The organism is Flexivirga aerilata (assembly GCF_013002715.1).
In the GTDB taxonomy this organism is placed as follows: domain Bacteria; phylum Actinomycetota; class Actinomycetes; order Actinomycetales; family Dermatophilaceae; genus Flexivirga; species Flexivirga aerilata.
In genome coordinates, this window is record NZ_JABENB010000003.1 from 15,177 (window position 1) to 35,341 (window position 20,165).

General features: G+C 68.6%; 23 protein-coding genes. 12 read left to right on the forward strand and 11 right to left on the reverse strand.

The window, feature by feature from the left end:
- Positions 1 to 2: 2 nt before the first annotated feature.
- The 4 genes from HJ588_RS15555 to mobF form a co-directional block, all read right to left on the reverse strand.
- Positions 3 to 656 carry a prepilin peptidase gene (locus HJ588_RS15555; RefSeq protein WP_171157349.1) on the reverse strand — a complete coding sequence of 218 codons (654 nt, stop codon included), beginning with the start codon at positions 654 to 656 and terminating at the stop codon, positions 3 to 5.
- 75 nt (positions 657 to 731) lie between these two features.
- Positions 732 to 1,229, reverse strand: coding sequence for a hypothetical protein (locus HJ588_RS15560; RefSeq protein ID WP_171157351.1), 498 nt, complete (start codon positions 1,227 to 1,229; stop codon positions 732 to 734).
- On the reverse strand, positions 1,226 to 5,866 hold the full coding sequence (locus HJ588_RS15565) for an AAA family ATPase (protein ID WP_212756094.1): 4,641 nt from the start codon (positions 5,864 to 5,866) through the stop codon (positions 1,226 to 1,228). The genes HJ588_RS15560 and HJ588_RS15565 overlap by 4 nt, the downstream gene beginning before the upstream one ends.
- A gap of 53 nt (positions 5,867 to 5,919) precedes the next feature.
- A complete protein-coding gene (gene mobF / locus HJ588_RS19050) occupies positions 5,920 to 7,227 on the reverse strand; it encodes a MobF family relaxase (RefSeq protein ID WP_212756095.1) in 1,308 nt (435 codons plus the stop codon).
- 237 nt (positions 7,228 to 7,464) lie between these two features.
- Between mobF and HJ588_RS15570 the strand changes: the two genes are divergently transcribed.
- The gene (locus HJ588_RS15570) at positions 7,465 to 7,824 is read left to right on the forward strand and encodes a hypothetical protein (RefSeq protein WP_171157353.1); all 360 of its coding nucleotides are present in this window, start codon (positions 7,465 to 7,467) and stop codon (positions 7,822 to 7,824) included.
- A 4-nt stretch (positions 7,825 to 7,828) separates the two neighbouring features.
- A complete protein-coding gene (locus HJ588_RS15575) occupies positions 7,829 to 8,329 on the forward strand; it encodes a hypothetical protein (RefSeq protein WP_171157355.1) in 501 nt (166 codons plus the stop codon).
- A gap of 58 nt (positions 8,330 to 8,387) precedes the next feature.
- On the opposite strand, the gene HJ588_RS15580 is transcribed toward HJ588_RS15575, so the two are convergent.
- The 6 genes from HJ588_RS15580 to HJ588_RS15605 form a co-directional block, all read right to left on the reverse strand.
- Positions 8,388 to 8,648 (reverse strand): hypothetical protein, encoded by a 261-nt coding sequence (locus HJ588_RS15580; protein ID WP_171157358.1) that lies wholly within the window; start codon positions 8,646 to 8,648, stop codon positions 8,388 to 8,390.
- Between the two features lie 91 nt (positions 8,649 to 8,739).
- A complete protein-coding gene (locus HJ588_RS15585) occupies positions 8,740 to 9,744 on the reverse strand; it encodes a DUF932 domain-containing protein (protein WP_171157360.1) in 1,005 nt (334 codons plus the stop codon).
- A gap of 58 nt (positions 9,745 to 9,802) precedes the next feature.
- The gene (locus HJ588_RS15590; protein ID WP_171157362.1) at positions 9,803 to 10,096 is read right to left on the reverse strand and encodes a hypothetical protein; all 294 of its coding nucleotides are present in this window, start codon (positions 10,094 to 10,096) and stop codon (positions 9,803 to 9,805) included.
- Entirely contained in the window at positions 10,093 to 10,308 is a 216-nt protein-coding gene (locus HJ588_RS15595) for a hypothetical protein (protein ID WP_171157364.1), read from the reverse strand. Before HJ588_RS15595 ends, HJ588_RS15590 begins: the two co-directional genes overlap by 4 nt.
- Positions 10,305 to 10,595, reverse strand: coding sequence for a hypothetical protein (locus HJ588_RS15600; protein ID WP_171157366.1), 291 nt, complete (start codon positions 10,593 to 10,595; stop codon positions 10,305 to 10,307). Before HJ588_RS15600 ends, HJ588_RS15595 begins: the two co-directional genes overlap by 4 nt.
- Positions 10,596 to 10,670: 75 nt before the next feature.
- Positions 10,671 to 12,311 (reverse strand): ParB N-terminal domain-containing protein, encoded by a 1,641-nt coding sequence (locus HJ588_RS15605; protein WP_171157368.1) that lies wholly within the window; start codon positions 12,309 to 12,311, stop codon positions 10,671 to 10,673.
- A gap of 219 nt (positions 12,312 to 12,530) precedes the next feature.
- On the opposite strand from HJ588_RS15605, the gene HJ588_RS15610 reads away from it, so the two are divergent.
- The 3 genes from HJ588_RS15610 (at position 12,531) to HJ588_RS15620 (ending at position 13,977) form a co-directional block, all read left to right on the forward strand.
- Positions 12,531 to 13,025: a ribbon-helix-helix domain-containing protein gene (locus tag HJ588_RS15610; protein WP_171157370.1), complete on the forward strand. Its 495-nt coding sequence runs from the start codon at positions 12,531 to 12,533 to the stop codon at positions 13,023 to 13,025.
- 111 nt (positions 13,026 to 13,136) lie between these two features.
- On the forward strand, positions 13,137 to 13,571 hold the full coding sequence (locus HJ588_RS15615; RefSeq protein WP_171157372.1) for a M48 family metalloprotease: 435 nt from the start codon (positions 13,137 to 13,139) through the stop codon (positions 13,569 to 13,571).
- Positions 13,572 to 13,617: 46 nt separating this feature from the next.
- Positions 13,618 to 13,977, forward strand: coding sequence for a hypothetical protein (locus HJ588_RS15620; protein ID WP_171157374.1), 360 nt, complete (start codon positions 13,618 to 13,620; stop codon positions 13,975 to 13,977).
- A 92-nt stretch (positions 13,978 to 14,069) separates the two neighbouring features.
- Here the strand turns inward: HJ588_RS15620 and HJ588_RS15625 are convergent, their stop codons facing one another.
- Positions 14,070 to 14,411 (reverse strand): hypothetical protein, encoded by a 342-nt coding sequence (locus HJ588_RS15625; protein WP_171157376.1) that lies wholly within the window; start codon positions 14,409 to 14,411, stop codon positions 14,070 to 14,072.
- A 428-nt stretch (positions 14,412 to 14,839) separates the two neighbouring features.
- On the opposite strand from HJ588_RS15625, the gene HJ588_RS15630 reads away from it, so the two are divergent.
- The 7 genes from HJ588_RS15630 to HJ588_RS15660 all read left to right on the forward strand — a co-directional run bounded on the left by HJ588_RS15630 (position 14,840) and on the right by HJ588_RS15660 (position 20,146).
- Positions 14,840 to 15,226 carry a hypothetical protein gene (locus tag HJ588_RS15630; RefSeq protein WP_171157378.1) on the forward strand — a complete coding sequence of 129 codons (387 nt, stop codon included), beginning with the start codon at positions 14,840 to 14,842 and terminating at the stop codon, positions 15,224 to 15,226.
- 40 nt (positions 15,227 to 15,266) lie between these two features.
- A complete protein-coding gene (locus tag HJ588_RS15635) occupies positions 15,267 to 15,842 on the forward strand; it encodes a hypothetical protein (RefSeq protein WP_171157380.1) in 576 nt (191 codons plus the stop codon).
- Between the two features lie 77 nt (positions 15,843 to 15,919).
- Positions 15,920 to 16,648: a helix-turn-helix domain-containing protein gene (locus tag HJ588_RS15640; protein WP_171157382.1), complete on the forward strand. Its 729-nt coding sequence runs from the start codon at positions 15,920 to 15,922 to the stop codon at positions 16,646 to 16,648.
- A 104-nt stretch (positions 16,649 to 16,752) separates the two neighbouring features.
- A complete protein-coding gene (locus tag HJ588_RS15645; protein WP_171158498.1) occupies positions 16,753 to 17,082 on the forward strand; it encodes a WhiB family transcriptional regulator in 330 nt (109 codons plus the stop codon).
- Positions 17,083 to 17,253: 171 nt separating this feature from the next.
- Complete coding sequence (locus HJ588_RS15650; protein WP_171157384.1) at positions 17,254 to 17,799, forward strand: Lsr2 family DNA-binding protein; 546 nt, start codon at positions 17,254 to 17,256, stop codon at positions 17,797 to 17,799.
- A gap of 83 nt (positions 17,800 to 17,882) precedes the next feature.
- A complete protein-coding gene (locus tag HJ588_RS15655; RefSeq protein ID WP_171157386.1) occupies positions 17,883 to 18,143 on the forward strand; it encodes a hypothetical protein in 261 nt (86 codons plus the stop codon).
- 365 nt (positions 18,144 to 18,508) lie between these two features.
- Positions 18,509 to 20,146, forward strand: coding sequence for a hypothetical protein (locus tag HJ588_RS15660; RefSeq protein ID WP_171157388.1), 1,638 nt, complete (start codon positions 18,509 to 18,511; stop codon positions 20,144 to 20,146).
- Positions 20,147 to 20,165 lie beyond the last annotated feature (19 nt).

Genomic DNA, 20,165 nt, shown 5'->3' on the forward strand with positions numbered 1-20,165 from the left:
GATCAGGGCGCGAAGACCGCCACGGCGATGAGTGAGCCCAGCAGCATCCACGGTCCGAACGCGATCCGAGTGCTGCTGGGTTTGCCGCGCCGTGTGACCGCGACCCACGCCAGGCACAACAACGAGGACAGCAACATCGCCCACCACAGCACACCAAGGCCGACAGCCCCGAGGGCGAGACCCAGGACGGCCGCGAGCTTGACGTCGCCGAGTCCGACCGCGCCACCGCCGACCAGGTGCAACGTGAGGTAGCAGCCGCCGGCCAGGACGAGGCCGACTCCACCCAGGACCGGCACCTGGAGCCGGTGCGTCGTGGCCGAGACAACGACGACCGCGATTAGGGAGGCGACTGCAACCGGTCCGAGCACGCGATCCGGCAGCCGGTGCACGTCCAGGTCGACCGCGGCGAGCCACGGCCCGGTGACGGCCAATGGCGCCAGTAACAGCAACGCCCACGGCCGGTCGGGTGACAACCGCAGGCCCAGGGCCGTGGCAGCTATCACGGCAGTCGGCAGCACCCATGCCGCCGAGGACGGCTGCGGGAGAACAGCTTCGTGGTCGTAGCGGTACCGCAGGGTGCGTAGGTTGCGGACGCTCAGGACCCCGGTGAGTGCGCCGACCAGTGCCGCGGCCACGGTGAAACCTGCGGTGTCCATGGCGCTGACGGTACGGGAATTGGCAGCTCGCGCCGTTGCGTCATCCACAGCCTCCGGCGCGCTACGTGTAGTTCCTCAGCGCCGGGGTGCGCGCAGGCGAACGGTCATGTTCGGTGCCGGATCCGGCCGGGACGGATCTCGACGCCTGCTGACCTGCTGGGCCTCGGCGCGATCCAGGTCAGTCGACGGGCCGCGGTCGCTGCTGGTGGAGGTCGTAGACATCCGCTGGGGTGTGCGTACGAGGCTCTCGGAGATCGTGAAGTCGGCGTGCCGGCCATGGTTGGACGTGAACCCAAACCGCCGATACAGCCGGTCGAGGCCGGCACGGGACGAACCGAATGAGGTGTCCGGGGTGCCCGCGAGAATCCAGCCGTGACGATCGGCGGCCGCCGTCAGTTCGCAAAGAGTCTGAGTCCCAATGCCGTTACGGCGCAACGGCTTCGGAACTTGTAGCAAGGCGATCACGATCAGGTCGTCGCGAAGTGCCGTGATGCGCAGTTGCTGGACGTTGCCTGGCTCGAGCAGCCGGGCCCGCAGCGCCGCAACCTGCTCGACGACGGCAGGGCTGGTCATCGGCGAGGACCGACCGGGCGATCGGTCGGTGCCGTGGTCGGTGCGCGCCGCTCCTGCGCAGCACCCGACTGAGGTGTGCCGGAAACTGGTCCGCCGGTGTCGACCTGGACGTCGAGCGTCGCGACCAGGCGGTAGCGCAGGTCCTGGGCTGGCTGCTCGGCCAACGGACGTTCAGCGACCAGCTGGCGCGCGACTGCCGGCACGTCGTGCCCTTCGGCGGCTGCCTGGTCGAGCATCTGCGCCAACGCCGGCCAGTCGGCCTGCCGGGGGAGTCGAGGGTCGAGTTCGCCGGCGAGACCGGCCCACCGTTCGTGCGGTGGCAGCTGCGCGGCCTGCTTCATGCGATCTCGCACCTCCGCAACCTGGTCGAGCTGGGTGCGCGCCGCCTGGCGGCGATCGCCCACCCAGGAGTCGGCGGCCGGGATCAAGTCGCGCTGTGCCATAGCGGTGCTGATGTGCAGCCGGTCGGAGATACGTGTCGTCCCGTCCTGCCAGTGCCGGGCCGGGCGGGCAGCGATGATCTGTGCCCCGGCCGTGCGGGCCTGGCCCGGAGGCAGGTTGGTCAGCCGCTCTTCCAGCAGCGAATTGGCCAGCGCGTTCGGCTGCTTGAGCGCCTCACGCAGCGCGGCCGGCCCGCGCAGCGTGTACATGTCGGCCGGGTCGAGACCGGACGGGAATGTGGCGTGGCCGGAGTCCAGGTCGTGGGGGGCCAGGAGCCAGTAGTCGCGCTCGGCGGCTACCTGTCCGGACAGGTTCTCGTCGTTGTCCGTGGCGACGATCAGCCACGGGTCGAACTCTGTCGCGGAGGAGTCAAGATCGGAGGCGGTGCCCGCGCCAAAGTGTTCCCGGATCGCAGCGAGCTGCTGGGACTGTTCCTCGGTGAGGGAGGTGCCCAGCGGGGCGACCCCGACCAGCTGCCCCGCCGAGGCGAGGGTGATCGCGATGGCGTCCATCGGACCCTCGACGAGCACGGGCCGCGCGCCGTTCTCGTAGAGATCGTTGCCCGCGACATACAACTGCGCACCCATGGCGAACAGTGAGGTGGTCGGACTGTTGAGGTATTTCGGGCCGCTCTTGTCCTTGTCCGTGAGGTCGGGGTGCCGGCGTCCTACGAAGCCCAGGACGACATCGCCGCCGGCGAAGGGCACGGGCTCGAAGTTCTCCCAGCCGTCGCGACGGTGGACGATCGGCAAGACCAGGCGATTGACGAAGTGGTCGCGGATCCGCCCGGTCGACTCGTTCCGTTTCGCGACACCGGCCGCGACCATTTCCTCGTCGCTGACGCCCAAGGTGCGCAGGTGCTTGACCAGGCGCTCCCACCCCGGCGGGGCGAAGCCGGGCCGGAATCGTTCATCCGCGGCGAGATCGTCGCCGAACCGGTCGACCAGGTGCTGTGCGCCCCACGACCCGGGCAGCTGCTGGCGGTAATACGCGAGGGTGAGCGTGTTGATGTGCGCGATCCGGTCGTTGCTGACCGGGCTGCTCGCGAACCGCATCGCACGGTCGGCGGACCGGTCCATCTGTTCGTCGGAGATCTCCAGCGGTCCGAGGGCATCACGGCGCAGCTCGGCCAGGAGCAGCTGCCGCTCCAGGTCGTCCTCGTCGATCTCGTCCACCAGGTCCGGCGGTGGTTCGTCCTCGAGCGGCGGGTGCTGATCGACGGTGACGTCGGGGGGCAACATCACGACGGCATCGTCGGGCAACGGGACGTGTTCCCACAGGTCCTCGTCCTCGTCGGGGTAGGCGTCGTAATGCTCGTCGGGGACGGGGTCCATCGCAACGGACAACCGCCAGATCAAGGCCTGGCAGGGATCGTCGCCAGGCTCCAGCGGCTGTGCTGCTTCACTGCGGAACAAGTCTTCGACCGACCACCCGCGCTGAAGCGCGCGGTCCACGGTGGTGACCAGGGTGGGCCACCACGGGCTGGCCTGCACTTCGCCTGCGCGGTCCTGACCCAGCAGCTCCGGCAGGCGCGGCGTCCAGCCGGCCTCAACGTGGCGGTCCTTGTCGACCTGTTCGGCGACCGCCGGGGACAGGTGACGACTGATGCGCCACCACAACGCGGCAGCGGAGTGATCGTCGGGCAGGGCGCCCGTCGCGGCAGCACGCCGCAGCATGCCGGCGGCGTCGACCCCGGAGCGGGCCATCGCAGCGAGCCGTTCGGCCAGGATCGGCGCGAACGGGTCGCTGCCGGTGGCACGGGAGGCAGCGGCGATCTGCGGGCCCCATTCCTCCATCGCGGGCGCACGGTCGCCGACGAGCCGCTCATTCAGCTTGCGCTGCCAGATCGCGGCCGCCTTCTGCATCTGCGCCCGACCGGTGGGACGCCGGTCGGCGTCGTCGACGAGCATCGCGGCCCGCCATACCGCCACGTCGCCCAGCACCGCATCGGCGGGCCGGCCGGCACCGGCGGATGCCCAGCTCGGCGTCGTACCGGTGGCTGATTCCTCACGAACAGTGGCTGCCAGGTCGGTGACCTTCGCGGCCCGCTGGACCAGGTAGGAGCCCCACACCGTGTTCTCGGACAGGGACGAAGGCACGCCGGGGATCCACGGCAGCGGTCCTCGGCCGCCGCCACGCAGGCCGGTGTCGTCCAGCCGCCAGTCCAGCACCGCAGCGGTGTCGCCGGCTGTGTCGAGCTCACGAGACTCGGCGGCCGCGCGCAGCTGCACGATCGGGTCGACGCCGTGAGCGCTGGTGAGGATCAGGTGGGCGCGCAACGCCGGCCAGGCGGGCTGCTCGGTGACGTCGGGGACCACACGCTCGACATCCGCTTCCAAAGCGGCGACCTTCTCCGTGCCCAACTGATGCTCGGCCGCGGTGTACAGGGCATCGAGGTAACGCTGCGTTGCCTGACCGAGCAGCGTCGCCGGCTCGCTCTGCTCGCGCAGCATGGTGGTTGCCGACCGGGGTGCGTCGTCGCGCGCCAGGATCTGCTCGAGTAGGTCGGTCGGGGTCAGCGGGTGGGTCATCTCCGGGCGGATAACGCTGTGCGGGTCACCGTCGCCGACGACCTCCAGGTACACGTGGTTGGACTGCTTTCCGCGGGTCAACATCGTGTACAGCTGCTGCCGTGATTCGTCACCGCTGGCGAGCCCGTGCATGGTGTCCACCGACACGCCCTGAGCCGTGTGCACCGTCGTTGCGTAGCCCAGCTCGGTGTTCTTGCTGACGTAGTCCGCCGGCAGGGTCACCAGCCGGCCGCTCTGGGTGTGCTGCACCCGCAGCTGGCCGTCGTCGATCTCGAGCACGCTCCAGCGGTCGCCGTTCTTCACCCAATCGGTCGAGGATGACCGCAGCCGGCGATCGTTGGAGCGGGTGATGATCAGTTCGCCGACGCTGGCCAGGTTGCCGTCCGCCAGGCGCACCGTCGGCCCCTGTTCGCCGGGGTCGTCGACGGCGTCGTCACCGGCGCCCTCGAGTCGGTGCGCGCGGGCGCGTTGGTTGAGTTCGCTGACCAGCTCGCGGGTCGGCGCGAGCATGATGGAGTCCAGACCCTTGCCGCGGTCGGCTTGCCACGCCCCGAACACGTCCTCGGTCATGGTCGCCAGGTCACCGACGTGGACCCGGTCCCGATCCAGATAGAACCCGAGCGACTCGGGCCGACCTTCGCGCAGCGCGAGGGATGCGGCACCCTCGGCGGGGTCGACGAACCGGACGAGTTCGGTCAGTCGGCAGGCGCCGTGGGTGGTTTGGATGTCCCGCAGGACACCGCCGGCGCCGATGGCGGCCAACTGCTGGTCGTCGCCGATCAAGCGCACGCTGCCGCCTCGGTCGAGGACGAACTGGACTGCCAGATCGAGGGAGATTGTGTCGGCCATGCCGGCCTCGTCGAGCACGACCAGCGTCTTAGGCCCGATATCGGTGGCCGACACCCGCCAGGGCGCCAGCGGCGCCCCCTCGGCAACCTGTTTCGCGCCGGCGGGGGCGTACCAGGAGCGGGCCTGCGGATCCCAACGGGCCCCCGCGGCCTTTGCCTCGTTCTTCTCGCTGATCGGGACGTCAAGCCAGGTGCGGGCGTTCGGGTCGCGGCTGGTGAGCTCGTGCACGAGCTTGGCCAGGGTGTCGGTACTGGTGTCGATCTGGGACCGCAGTGCCGCCGCTGCGGCCGCGGACGGGGCGAGCCCCAGCACCTGGCCACCGCCTTCGATCCACGCGCCGGACAAGGCCCGCATGGCGGTCGTCTTGCCGGACCCGGCGGGCGCGATCGCCAGCTGGAGGCGTGCCCCGGAGGTGGCCATCTCACGCACCAGCGATGTCTGGCCGGCATTGAGTGTGACCCCGTTGGCAATGCTCTCCATGAGGGCCATATCGACCGCTGATTCATCGACGGCGAGCCCATCGGTGCGGCTGGCAGCCTCCACCAGCCGCTTCTCGGCCGCGATCACCTTGGTCGATGTAAACAGGTCGGCGCCGGCCACCGTGTAGACCGAGGACCCGTCCCGGCGCCGCTGGGGCTCCGGCTCGATGATGTCGCGCTCAGGGCGGGCCATCGACACCGAGATCTTCAGGGCACGGGCGACCACCTGGTCGACGAGTTCCGGCATGCGCTTGGGTGATGCTCCCGCGCCGCGGATCTGTCGTTCGGCCTCGGCACGCACGTGCCAGACCTGCCAGTTGGACCGCCGGTTTTCCATCTGTGTGATGACCGTCCGGGCCGTCTTGGTGACGTCGACCCGGGCGTACCGGCTTAGCCTTTTGGGAAGCGTGATCCCAACGTTTCCGAGAGCATCGAGGCGATGCCCTTGTCGCCGCCGAGGATCTCGCGCGCCTGCTCCCGCCAGGTTGCGCGCTGCTCGGCGAGGGTGCGTGGCTCGTGCTTCGGGTCGCGAGTTTCCAGGGTGGCCTGCTGGGATAGCTGAACCGCTTCGATGGGTGTCGGCGGCCGGCCGTGCGCGCGCTGAAAGTCGGTGGCGAGTTCGTCACGGCGGACCTCGATCGCCACACGACGAGACGACCACCGTTCCCGCAGGCGCGGATCGACGCCCACCAACTCCCGGACCGGGCGCTTGCGCGGGTCGCCGTCCGGGCGTTCCTCGAACTCGACCCCCAGGTCGGTGGCCAGGTGCCGCTCCAACGAGCTGTTGTAGACCTCCGAGGCTGCCACGGTCGCCTTGAACAAGACCCTGCCGTCGATCGCCAGCCACTTGCCGCCGAGCGTCTGCACCTTGTTCGCGACGGCCACATGTGTGTGCAGCAGCGGCTCGCCGGCGCGCGAATCGCGGTGAGTGAAGGCTGTGGCAACCAAGCCCTTGACGTCGACCTGGCGGACTCCGTTGGTTCCCTCTCTGGAGTACAGCGCGTTCTCCTCGATGAAATCGAGAGCGTCCTTCATGGCTGACTGGTGCGCGCGCTCGACCCGAGCGGCGATCGCCGGATCGGCCAACGCCCACAGCACCGCCACGCTCTTCACCGGCTTGAAGGTCAGGTCGAACCCCGCGACCGCCTTCGTTTTCGGGCGTGAGTGCTGGGCGATGGTGCCGGACAACTCGCGAGCGTCCTGGGGATCACGGCCGTGTTCGGCCCGGAAGAACTCCCGACCGACCTCGGTGCGGATCCGGGCTCGGTCCTCGGCAGGAACCGGCCAATCCCTGGGAAGTCCCTGCTCCTCGTTGAGGTCGGCCAGCCGCTTCGCCACCTCGATCCGGTAGGTGGAGACGTCGTTCTCGTACACCTTGAACGGCACCCCGAGCCGGGTCGCCGCTCGGTAATCCGCGTTCGTCAGGTCTGGGCCCTGGAGAGCTTCCCGCCGTTCATGGGCAAGGGGATGGTGCCCGGAACCGAACAGAGCCTGCATCTGCTCCGCGGTGACGACGTCTCCGGCGGACAGGCCGTCGATCCCGGCCATCCCGGACCCCACCCAGACGCCGGGGGCCTCGCCCTTTTCGCTGTAGTACGACGCGAGGCCGGTGTGGCCCTTGTCGGTGGCGTCCATGGCCGCCACCTGGCGGGTCAGATAGTCGTATCCGGAGCCTGCTGTCAGCTTGTGAATGCTCATCGTCACACCTCCCGAAGGGGCGGGATCCGCCCTGGCGGTCACAAATTGAAAAATCAACAAAAACCGGGAATGCAAGAGCTGTGTAGGGCTTCGACTTCCAAGGTTCAGGAGGGGGAACGGGCGAGGGGTCGTGGCTGGCTGGCTGGACGGGAACTCAGGTGGTCGGCGGTGGCCGCTGACGGAGGTCGGGATGTCTTAGGGGGGTGCGATGGTTCGACACGAGAAAGGTGCACATCGATGGGCAAGCAGACGATCAGGCAGGAAGCTCGGCGAGCGGCGCTGGATGCGCAATCCAAGAGGCGCGAGGAACGCGCGGAGCGAGAGCGCCGGGTGGAGGCCCTCGCGATCAAGGTGCTGGTCGCGATCCGCGAACGCGAGGCGGCCGACCGGCGCGCGGGTGAGGCGCTGACGGAGATGATCGAGACCGAGCGGCTCTCGGCGCGCGAGGCCGTGCAGTGGTGCGGCGATGAGGTGAGCACGCGCGAAGTCGCACGACTACGGCGCGTGGCGGCGGATGCCGCCGACCAGGCCGCACAGGAGGACGACGGCGCTGGCGCGGACACCGGCGCGGACGCGCCCACCTCGGCGGCGTCGTGAGCCGGTGAGCGCGCGGCGGCTCGGGCCGGGCGGCGTGGCCGCGCTGGCTGAGGCACTGGCGGACCCTGAAGTCGTCGCGCGCTATGCGGCCAAGGTGGTGCAGGTTCCGGGCACTGAGTGCGCCTGGTGGACCGGTGCGATCAGCGGGCGCGGGCACGGTCGGTTCTGGTTCGGTCACGACCGCGTGGTCGTTGCCCATCGGTTCGCGTTCGGCCTGGTCCACGGCGCCGACGCACTCGACGCGGTGCGCGTGCTGGGTCACAAGTGCGACAACCCGCTGTGTCAGCGAGTCGCGCCGGGGCATGTCGTCGCGTCGTCGGCGGCCGAGAACCGGCGCGAGTGGGTTGCCCGTCGCGCGTTGACCGGTTCCCCGCTGGGCGACCCGCGCGGGGCACGACGCCGCGCACGCGAATTACGCGATATGGCGCGTCGGGATCCGCGTGAGGTCGCCGACGACTTGGAGCGGCTGCGGGCGCTGTTCGGGGAGCAGCTCGCGCTGTGGTGAGACGCGACAAGGCGACCGGCTCGGGTGAGCCGGTCGCCTTGTCTTGTCAGGGCAGGAACTACACGGGCAGGCACTCGACAATCTCGGCGGTGTTGGCGATGCCGGTCAACGCGGCTGCCAGGGCGCGAGCGGTGCGCGGGGTGACGGTGAGGACATCGCCCTCGACCGCGACGACGACGGTCGCCGGGCCGTCGTCGTCACGGCGTACGGCGGCGGTCAACACGTTGCCGTCGCCGTCGTGGAAAACGACGGACTCGCCCAGCACCAGCTGGATGCCGTCCGGGTGGGCGGTGACGCCGTCGCGTCGGGTTGTGGTCATGAGGGTGACTCCTTGCTGATCGGTTGCGGTGGTGGTGGACGGTGACGCCGCGTCGCGTGGATCGGCGCGGCGTCACCGTTGCTCGGGTGGATCAGGCCGGGACGAGCTCGTCCCACGCGGTGCGCTTGACCCGCGTCAGGTCGTCGCTGGTGAGCAACCGGGTCGCGCGAGCGGACGCCTGGTCGCGGTTGCCGGCCCGCACGGGGGAGAAGTGGTCGATGTACTCCACGACCGCCTGGTAGCCGGCCCACGCGGTGCCCCGGATGCCGGCCTGCGTCTCGGCGTCGTGCCACAGGTGCGACAGCTTCGCGTTGCGCTCTCGGTGCGCGTTGCGCGTGCGCACCGACGCGGACGACGGTTCGGGGAAGCAGCGACGCACCAGCGAGTCGAACTCGGCGTCGGTCATCGTGGTCTGGATCAGCTTCTCGGCCTCGGCCTCGAACTCTTCGCAGTAGGCGAGAGTCAGCCCCAGGGCGTCGCGGGCCTCCTGCACGGCGCTCTTGACGTTGGCCGTGTGCCGAATGCTGAAACTGGACACGTGGTCGCGCAGCGCGGCGGCTTGGGTGTTCGCGCACACCACGCGCACGGGCGTGATCACGATGCGGAACGCCGACGACCCGTCGTGACTGTTCAAGGCGGCAATGTTGAGGTCGACGCGATCAGATCCGCCCACCTTCAGCGACTCCGGTAGCCGCATGGTGACGAACACCTGGCGGCCTCCGCGCAGCGAGCCTGCGGTCTCGAAGACTGCGCCGGATTCGTGCGACAACGTGTTGAGGAACGCGGCGTGCTCCTCGTTCTGCAAGGGCGTATATCCGGAGCCGACGACGCCAAGTGCCTCGGCCTCTTCGGTGAACGGGTTGGTGCGCACGGTCGCGAACCCTGGCGCGGCCATCGTCGTGACGCCGTCCTCGGTGATCTCGGTCGCGGTGAGCGGCACCTTGCGGACGTTCCAATTGCCCAGGTGGCCGAGCGTCATCGCTTCTTCGGCGGTGAACGCGCGGTCGCGCACGACGGTGCCGAGCCGGTGCCACGCGTCCTTGCGCGCGAAGACCGCAGCGGCCTGGTCGCCGTGGGTTTCGATCTGGTGAGCCATGAGTGGTTCCTCTCGGGTGGTTCTCTGTCCTGACAAACTCAATTCTAGTTTTTCTACTCTACTGAGTTGAGTTGTCCACAGGGGCAGACGAATTCGCGGTCGATGTGTCGGCATGCTGTGCGCGGGCTAGCTGGTACTCGGCGCGCGCGGCCGCGTCGCGGGACCGGTAGGTGATGTCGCCCGGTCGCCGGTCGCAGACGATGCGCCATTTGCGGTCCGGGTAGTTGCGACTGACGCAGCCAATCGCGCCGTTGGGGTAGCGCACTTCGAGGACGTACCAGCCGCCGTGCCGCCACCGGGCATAGGTGAACGCGGAAGGCGTGTCGGACGGGGTTGCGGGGGCCGCGCTCATGAGGGGTCACCGGTCGCCGCGCGGACCTGGTCCAGTGCGCGGTTCAGCAGCTCCTGGAGCTCCTCGCCGCTGCCCTCGATGACGGTCACCTCATCGCACGCGAGCAGCAGCGCGAGGGGTGCGTCGACGACCTCCGTGCCGAGTTCGCACCCGGCAGTCACAACCTCGGTGCTGGCCGTGCGGGCGCGCATCCATTCGTAGCGCACGCTCATCGTGTTGCCTCCTTCGCGGTCGCGGCCAGCCGGTGAAACACGCGCCGCCCTCCTTGCATGACCGCGACGGCCTCGATGCCGTACTCCGACGCGTGCTCCAGCTGAGCCTCGGCGGCGGCAATGGCGCGTGCGCGGGTCGGGATCATCGCCGCGTGGAACTTCAAACGTGTGGTGCCGTATGACGGGGTGACGAACACGAATCGTCGCTCCCCGGCGAACCGGACTTTGAGGAAGGCGCACACCTCGTCACGGGTGTCGGCGGCGGTGTCGGGCGTAGTGGTGCTCATGGATGGGTGTCCTTTCGGGAGGGCCGGTGGCGTGCACTGCGCGTGCACGCCACCGGCCATCAAGTGGGGGAGAAGTCAGGCGGCGGGGTGCTCGTCGCTGCTGGCAGCGGTGTTGCCCTCGGGTGCCTTGGTCTCCGGTGGGGGAGTGGTTGCCTTGCGGGCCTTCTTCGCACGCGGCTTGGGCGCGGGCTTGTCGAGTCCGGCGGCGCGCTTCTCGACGTCGGCCAGCTCGTAACCGTTGGCTGCCAGGAACGCCAGATAGCGCGCGGGGCCGGGGGTCACATTGCGCCAGGTGTGCGTGCCCATCTGCGCCTCATAGGCGGCGCAGCACTGGCCGACCGCGAGCATCAGCGCGCGGCCCTCCGTGACGTTCTCGGCGGCCTTGGCGCGGTCGGCCCGCATCCGCGCCTTGCCGCCGTTCAGCAGCTCGTCTGCCTTGGTGGGGGTGCGGTGGTCGCTGAGCCAGTGGCCCTCTTCGGCAATGGTCGCGACGACGAACGCGGCGCTACCCTTCGGCGCGCTCTTGCGCGTCAGGAACTTGACCACGAAGGCGGCGCGAACCGTCTCGGCGGATTTCCACGCCTTGTTGGACTCGATCACGTCACGACGCTCGGCGCGGGCGGCTTCTCGCTCGGCCTCACTCATGTCGGCGGCCTTCTTCTTGGTGCTGCCTCCGTAGCCGCCCGCCCAGCGATCGACGTGGCCGTGCGCCTTGGCGTCGGTGCAGACGTAGGTCGCGACCGTCACCTGCTCCTGCTCGTCGGCGGCGTCTTCGTCGTCCTTGGCGTCGGTCTCGATCCAGCGCCATTCGCGGGTCACGTAGGCGGCGTGTCCGGGGCAGTCGGCGTGCGTCTCGGGGGTGATCCGGTTGCCCTCGGCGTCGTCCAGCTGGTTCAGGCGCAGGATCGTCTTGTGGTCGTGCGGGGGCCGCTCGATCACAGTGACGCCGTCTGCGGTCAGTTGCTCCGCGAACGCCTTGATTGCCTCGCGGTCGTCACGCTTGTCGCGCTGCCGCTGCAACTCGTGGTCGAACCCGCTGCCCCGCTCGGCGGCAACGGTGAGGGCCTGGAGCGCGTCGGCATCCTGGTCGAACTCGGCGAGGGCGGCAGCCTGCTCCAAGGTGAGGAATCCCCAGCGTTCGGTCGCCTTGCTCGCTAGATCCGACCCGGCCACTTTCAGACCGGCATCGACCTCGGGCCGCTTGTAACCGGTCTTCTTGGCGATCTGCGCGGCGGACATACCGAACCCGGCCAGCTGCTCGAAGCCCTTCGCCCGCTCGGCCGCCGTGATGGCCACACGGTGATGGTTGGCCGACATCTGAGCAACGATCCTGTCGGCGTCCTCACGGCGGCGGGTGGCGAATGCCGGGATGGTCGCCTGCTTGGCCTCAATCGCGGCCAAGGTGCGGCGTTGACCGTCCACGACGACGTAATGGGCATCGCCATCGAAGTAGCCGACGACCGGAACAATGACGCCTTCCTCGCGCACGTTCGCGACGAATTCCTTGTCGACGTTTGCGTCCAGGCGCACGTTCGCGCCGATCTGGACCTGGCGCGGGTCAATAGCGACCACGGTCTCGGTGGCGACTTCTTCAGTGGGGGCTGTGCTCATGATTCCTCCTGAGTGGAATAGAAAAAGTGCTAGTGCTATCCTGCCCGCGCGCGCATACGGCCCGGGCTGGCTCTCGGGCGGCTGTGGACAACGCGGCGTGGTCACTGACCCTGTGGGAATCGCCGCTGCCAGCGGCGACGAGCGACTCGGCGCGGGCCTACTCTCGACCTGGCCGGCGCTGGCAGGGCGTGAACCCTCCGGTCGAATACCGGGAGGGTGTTAGGCCTCAGGGCCTGGCGCAGGCGGTCGACGACGACGCCGGCCTGTTCGGCCGCAGTTACCCTTTGGGGCGAAGTAGACAGAGCAGACGAGGGAGGTAGCTGGATGGCGCCTAAGCGCACACCAAGCCTGCCCGCCGGATCGGCGGCGTTCGCGGTGTACTGGGACCGGGCGACCTGGGATCTGTCGCGATCGGCATACATGGCCGACCTAGACGACCTGCCGAAGAGCCCGGACTCATGGATCGGGTGGTTTCAGTACGCCCTCAAGCGGCATGTGCGACGCAGCGCCCGGTCGCGGGCGGCACTCGAGGTGCCACCGCCGGACCGGAACCCGAGCGGTAGCCAGAAGGAACTCAAAGACGCGGGGGCGCCCCTCGATGGGTTCACCAAGACGCACGTCGTGCCCGAGGAGCTGCTGGACCAGGTCGAGCGGGCGATCGTCGACGACCGAGTCAAGGCCGGCCGGATGATCAGCCGCTCTCAGTTCGCCCGCGAGGCGGTCGTGGCGGCGATCGGCGAAACGCGCTCCAGGCGCGGGCGGCGTGGTTTGCCGCCGGCGCCGGACCGGTTGCCGAACCGGCCGCGCAGTCGGGCCTGAACTATGCCGGCGCCGGCCGACGCCGAACGGTGGGCCACCCGGCTGGCGGCCTCGCACGGAGTTGAGCTGGCCGGGATCACATGGGCCGCTGGCGCCGGTGGAGCGGCGCGGATGACGGACGCCGGTGCTGAGCTGACGCTCGCTCCCGAAATCCTCGTCGACGTCGCCACCATGCGCTTCCACGTCGCGCATGAGGTTGGGCACGTCGTGCTGGGGCACGCCCGGGGCCGCCGTCAGCAGCTCCGTGCCGCCGCGCCTTACCTGGCTGTCGGTGGCGCGGTCGAGCTGGCGGCGATCATCGGCGCGGCATTCTGGCGGTGGTCGATCGTGATGTTGCCGATCGCGTTCGTACTCACCCTGGCCGTGCTGGCCCGCCGGGTGGTGCTACCCCAGGAGCGTGCGGCCGACGCGTTCGCGGCCGCCAACAGAGCGCCGGCTTGGCTGGCGAGTCCGCCGGCGAAGGCTCGACTCATGGCGAGGCTGATCAAGACGCACCCGACCTGGGCGGAGCGGTCCGTCTGTGGACAACGATCGGCGGTCGAGTAGAAAGGGTAGTTTCAATCGAAAGCCATTCGTTGGAAGAATTTCGACCATGAACAACACTGCGGAAGCGCACGGCCCGACATCGACACCGATGAGCGTCTCTGATCTCACTCTGGGCGACGTCGGCCCTGATCTGATGCACATCATCGATGGCTCCGATGCTCACGTCGACGGAATCGGTGCCAGCGCCGACATGCACCCCGCCTTCGACCCGGCCGGTGCGATCCACGGCGAGAGCGGCCTGTTGGTGACATTCACCGATGCGCACGGCCGCAATCGCATCGCCGAGGTGAGCATCATCGCTCGGTGGCGTGAGAACGACTGCTGGCACTTGCACACCCAGGCTGGCGAACTCGGCCGAGAATGTCGTGACTGCGGGACTGTCGTGGAGGCCTCAGTGACGGGGTAGTGCTCAGCTCATCGGTGTGAGCTCAGCGCCGGCGGGCCTTGCGGAGGTCGCTGGTCGCCGGCGGCCGCGGGCCATCATGACCAGGCCGAGGATCACCAGCGCGGTCCGAACACTGCCGCCGGCCGGGCTCGCTGAAGCAGCTGCGGAGCGAGCTGCCGAAGGACCACGATCGGCAGCGCCAGGACGACGAACTCCTCGCCGATCGCGCCGAGCCAGATGCCACGCGCGATGTCGTACCAGAGAGCATGCGTCGCCGGATCCTGCGCCGGTTGCGATGGATTGATCCAGACCAACAACCAAAACCCTGCGAGGTCCAGGAGCAGAAGGACGCCGGCCACGAGCAGGCCACAGCCCGGCAACCGGTGTCGGCGGCCAATCAACCACTCGAGCAGTACGGGCCGCCCCAGTGACCAGGCAGCGCCACCGGCCAGCAAGAGCGCGACGAGGAGTGCAGCCTTGCCGGCGATGAGGACCCCGTCGCTGGACGAGCCCGAGCCTGAACCCGACCTTCGGGCGAGCCATATCCGTGGAGGAGGATCTGCACGGACAGCATCACCCCCCAGCCATATCCGACGACATACGCCAACACCGCCATCAGCAGCACCAGCCCGCTCTTGACCTCCCTGGCCACCAGCATGCCTCCCCTCCGAGTCAGTGTCGTGCTCTCACGCTAGAGGGACAGAGCGACAACATCTGTCGTCGCCGCAGATGACCGCCACGAGGCCCGCGAACGCCTTCGGGAAGTAAGACGCCCCGAGCAGCGGGCGGCTTGTCCACAGGGGCGGCGCGCAACCCAGCGAACCGCAGCACCGAAGGAGCACACTCGAAACATCTACTCTTTCTACTCGACTAGGGATATGACGTGAGCATCATCCAGACTCGAAAAACAGAGACAGCGCCACGGATCCGAGTGGGTTTCGCCCATCGAGTGGCCACGCCCTCGACCTCGCCGGCCGCCACGGCGTTGGAGAGCGCGGCGGCCGACTTCCTCCGCGCGAACGCCGCCTACCGCCAGGCGTATGCGACCTGGCGAGCTGAGCGTGAGAGTCGCCAGCCGGGGGAGTGCGTCACCTCAGCCGACGACCAGCGCCGCGACCGGCGACACCAGGCATTGTTCGCGGTTCATCGGCAACTTGACGCCGCGGCCGCGGCAGTCCGCCGTGAAGGCCGCCAGATCGACTACAGCCCGAGTGACGGCGACACCGTCCGCGTCTACGGGCCACGTCGTCAACTTCTCGGTCGCATGTGACGACAGCAGTGAAAGCCCAAGAAACAGAGGAGTATTCAACATGACCACGCTCACGAACGCCCACACGGTTCCCCAGGTGACGGACCGACCGAAAGTCACCTCGTGGATCCTGACCCCGCCGATCGGGCCCGCGGTCCCGGTCAACCTGATCCGGCACAGCGAGACATACCTCGAGCTGCGGCTGGGTACCGGTGAGAGCGCCTTCTCCGTTGCCCGTGGCCACCAGGACCCGCGATCGGGCTCCTGGGTCGTCGACATCCTGCTAATCGGTCACCGATTCGAGGTTGCCACTAGCGATGGCGCCGTTGCGATGATGCTGGGCGAGATGCACTCGCTCGTCAGCGGCGTGCTCAAACCCACGTGTTCGGCCGAACTCTGGTCGGCCGGCTGTTTGGCATGCGGGGTCTTGATCATCGAGAGCGCCAGTCTCGGTGAGGCAGAGTGGCTCGCCCGGACACACAACCGGGAGCACCACCACGGTGAGCCGGCCGCGGCCACCTGCCTACGGATCCTGTGCGCCCAGTGCGGCGATCGGGACGCCACCACGGTGTGCAGCTGCGACGGTATGACGCCGGTCGCCGTCTGCGAACGATGCGCGTCGACCAGGAGCTCGTGATGCCCACCAAGGACCCGCGCTGGGCCAAACACTTCCGCCTCGACCAACACCGCGGGGTCTCCAGGTACGTCGACGCCGTGCCGATCCGGGCGCACATCGAGCAGCTGCGCGCGGCCGGCGCGTCCATGCGAGCGATCGCCGACAAGGCGGGTGTCTCCATCAGCCAGGTGAGCAAAATCGCCGGCGGGCAGGCGCACGTACGGCGGCCATACGCCGTCCGCATCCAGGCAGTCACCCCGGCCGCGGTTCTGGCTCGCAGCGGCGCCGACGACTTCGTGCCAGCGGTCGGGGCGCGCCGCCGGGTTGAGGCGCTCCAGGCTGTCGGGCACTCCTCGACGGCGATCGCCATGGCAATGGCGGACGGGGCCACCGCGGCTGCGGTGCGGAAGATCAGGTCCCACCCCGGCGAGTGGATCTCCCGCACCAATCACGAGCGAGTTGTGCGCGCGTACAACCAACTCTGGGACAAGCCCGGCACATCGCATCAAACCCTCGCCGCCGCACGACGATCCGGCTTCGCGGCACCACTGGCGTGGAACGACGAATCGATCGACGATTCTCGTGCGCAGCCATCGATCGATGACGACGCACACGACCTGGTCGACGAAGTCGCCGTCATGCGTGCAGTGGCCGGCGACCGTGTCGAACTCACCGCAACCGAGCGCGCCGAAGCGGTAGGGAGGCTGGCCGCGGCAGGGCTGTGCAACAACGAGATCGGAGCCCGCATCAGGGTCAGTGGCCGCACCGTGCAACGGATCCGCAAGGCGGCTGGCATCCCGTCCGGTTGGAAAGAGCCGGCGGCATGAGCGGCAAGCGGTTGAGCACGGAGCAGCGCGAGCTGATGCTCGGCCTGATCCGCGACGGGCTGCCCAGCCAGGAGATCGCCGACGCTGTCGGCGTGAGCACCTCGATGGTTCATTACTACGCCGTCCGGCACGGCATTGACCGTTCCCGGAAACCGGCAGCCTCACAGGCGATCGAAGCCGTCGTCCCGGAAGCCGCGGAGCCGCAGCAGTCCCTGGATTGGCAGGCCGACGCGCTCTGCCGGCAGACCGACCCGGAGATCTTCTTCCCGGAGAAAGGCGGATCCACCAAGGACGCCAAACGCATCTGCCACAGCTGCCCTGTCGCGGCCGAATGCCTCGATCAAGCCCTGGCCAATGACGAACGCTTCGGCATCTGGGGCGGCGTCCCAGAACGGCGCCGCCGCAAACTCGCACGCACACTCAAACAGTCCTGAAGAGGAGATACATGTCATGTCCACCAAGCAAGTCACCACCGAGACCACTCTGACCGTCGTCAAGCACCTCATCAACGGCCGCACGGACACCTTCATCGCCGAGGCGACGGGCCTCGCGATCACCCAGTCCAGGACATCAAGGTCACCCACGGCTACCCCGAGCTGGACAAGATGCAGTGGTCCCGCGACGCGCTCGAGAAGCGGATCAACGAACCCGCGGCAGCGACCGCGACACCAGGTCCGACCATCAGAGCCGTCGTGCCGGCGCGACGTCACGACCCTGTGCGTCCGTCCGACCCGCGTCCATCCGACCCGCAACTGGTCACCTCGACCGCACGCGAGGTCAAACCCTCCGCGAACGAGCTCATCGTCGCGGCCGCCAACTCACCGAAAGCGCGCACCCGAGCACTCGGGGTGAAAGTCGCTGGCCTGCTCGGTGACCTTAGCCAGCGCCTCGAGACAGAAGAGCGTGAGCAAGCCGCCCAAGCGGCCGAGAAAACCGCGAACGCCAAGAGGCTCAAGCGGATCGAGGAACTGGAAGCGGAGCTGAAGAAGCTGCGGTCGAAGACCCGAAGCACCAAGACGGCGCCGCCGCTGGGCGCGCCAGCACCAGAGGTACGCAAGTGGGCCAAGGGCCAGGGCATCGAGTGCCCGGACTACGGCAAGATCCCGAACACGGTGCGCGACGCGTACGACGCGGCCCACGTCGCAGCCTGAGCCGAAGAGGGCGAAAACCTATGAACCGCAGAGCAACCAGGATCATCTTGGTCGTCCTCCAACTGGCGTCAGCGGGGATCTTGATGCGAGCACTCACCGCGGTCGGCCTGTGGTGGATGGCCCCAGCTGTCGCCGTTGTGGTGGCGGGCGTGGTCATGCTGGAACTGCGCCCACGCAGGCCGTGGATCGTGCTCGACGACAACGGGCAGCCGGCGACCGGCCGTGACGCGGACCGGTACACCCAGTGGCGGGCCAGCCTGTGCGTGCACCAGAGAGCGGCCTGGGATGAAGCGCTGCGAGACGTCGTCGCGCGGAACCGGGCCGATAGGAAGGACGAACCATGATCTGCACCGGGTGCCGCGAGCCACACCAGCCGGCCGATTGCGAGGACGCCCGCCGCCCCGCCGACGCGCAACGATCGTGCTGCTGCCAGCACAAGCCCTACACGAAGGCGCTGGCCGCGCCAGCCACCGAGCCGGGCCGAGAACAAGCCGAGGCCGGCGGCGAATCCGAGGAGATGGGCCCCAGCAGAAGCCGCAGTCGAGGGTGACCGCCGTCGCTTCCCGGCGGCAGCTCACGGAAAGAGCCGGCGAAATTCTTACAACCCGATCGGTAATCACGACGTGGCCGGTGACCGCCAGGGACCGGCCAGCCGCCTTCTGGGAGATAGCAGCACGAAAGTGCACTGCTCGTCGACCAGGAGGAAGCCTTGAAATCGAACACCAGCGTACGAGTGCTGGCAGCTGCGGGGATGTTCACGCTCACCGTTGCCGGCACGGCATTCACACCGGCACACGCCGACACCGGTGGATCGTCGGTCACCAACCAGGGAGTGTCGCCCAACAGGGCGGCCGGCCAGGCGAAGCTGGCGGCCAGCCCTCGCGTCGCCCCGACCTACGCGGGCTACCAGACGAAACCGGTGACGTCGCCGAAAGGCGGATCACACTCGATCTGGTTCGGCCGCATGAACTATGCCGGGCTGCTGGTGTACTGCATCGACGGTGAGAACCTGGCACCGTCGCAGGCACCCTCCAAACCCGTCACCCGCACCCAGCAAGTGAAGCTGTCCTACCTGCTCAGCCGGTACGCGAACAGCTCCGACAAGCCCACGATCGGGGCACTGTCCTACATCTCGCGCCAGCTGCTGGACCCGGGCTGGTCCTTCGAGCAGAAGGCGTTCGGCACCCTCAGCACGACAGACCAGACGGCGATCAAGGCTCGCGTCGCCCAGCTGAACACCGAAGCAGCCGACTACGCCGGCGGATACAAGCCGGTGGTGACCAACGCGGCGGGCACACCCTCCACCGCCGGCACGGTCCGGACAGGGACAGCGACGGTCGGAATCACCTCAGCCACAGGGAAGTTCGTGCCCGGGGTGGCCTTCCGCGCCACCGCAACGGGCGCCACCTTCACCAGCGGAATCCGCACCCTGAAGACAGGCAAGAGCAGCAGCACAACCACGAACGGCACAACCTCCACCGCCGCGACAAAGCTGCCCTGGACGGCGACGCCGACAGCCAAGAACGGCGACAAGGTCACCCTGACCGGGTCCTTCACGGGCATCCCCGCGTCCACCTACTACGAATACGCGGCCCCGCACGTGGGGGAGCAGCGGGTCATCGGCGCGGCGCCCGCGGGAACAGGAGCGGGCACTGGCACACCGGTGACGATCAAGGTCGCGGCCCCGAAGGCGATCACCCGGGTGTCCACGCAGCAGTGGGTCCCCGGCAAGACCATCACCGACACGGTGATCACATCAGGTCTGGAATCGCAGAAGGTCGACATCACCGCAGCCGCAGCCGTCATGCGCCGCCCAGACGGGGTGGCCTCATGCGAGAACGTCGGCGTCGAGCAGTGGGAGAAGGCCTTCCACTCAAGCAAGGTCTCCACGATCTCGACCGCGAAAGTCACTGGGGTGGTGGCCAACACGGACGTGCAGATCCCGCTGCACCTGACCAGCAAGCTGCCCAGCGATGTCACGGCCGGCGAATGGTGCGGATCGATCAACGAGAACGTGTGGCAGGCGGGAACACAGAAACGACTGGTGGCCACCCAGTTCGGTGAGGTCAACGAGTGGGGCTCGCTGACCGTCGCGGCACCCAAACCGACACCCACGCCGACACCGCCCTCGACGAAGCCGACACCGCCCTCGACGAAGCCAACACCGCCCTCGACGAAGCCAACACCGCCGAGCTCCCAGCCGGTGATCCCGACCGATGGCCTGGTCTCGTTCGGTGGCCCGGACATGGCCGGGCTGCTCGTCGGCGCCGGCTTCCTCGGCGTCGGAGGCACCACAGCCGGTGTGCTGGCACGGCGCGCGATGCGCGGCCGCAACAACCGGCACTGACGTGGCACGTCTCGACACG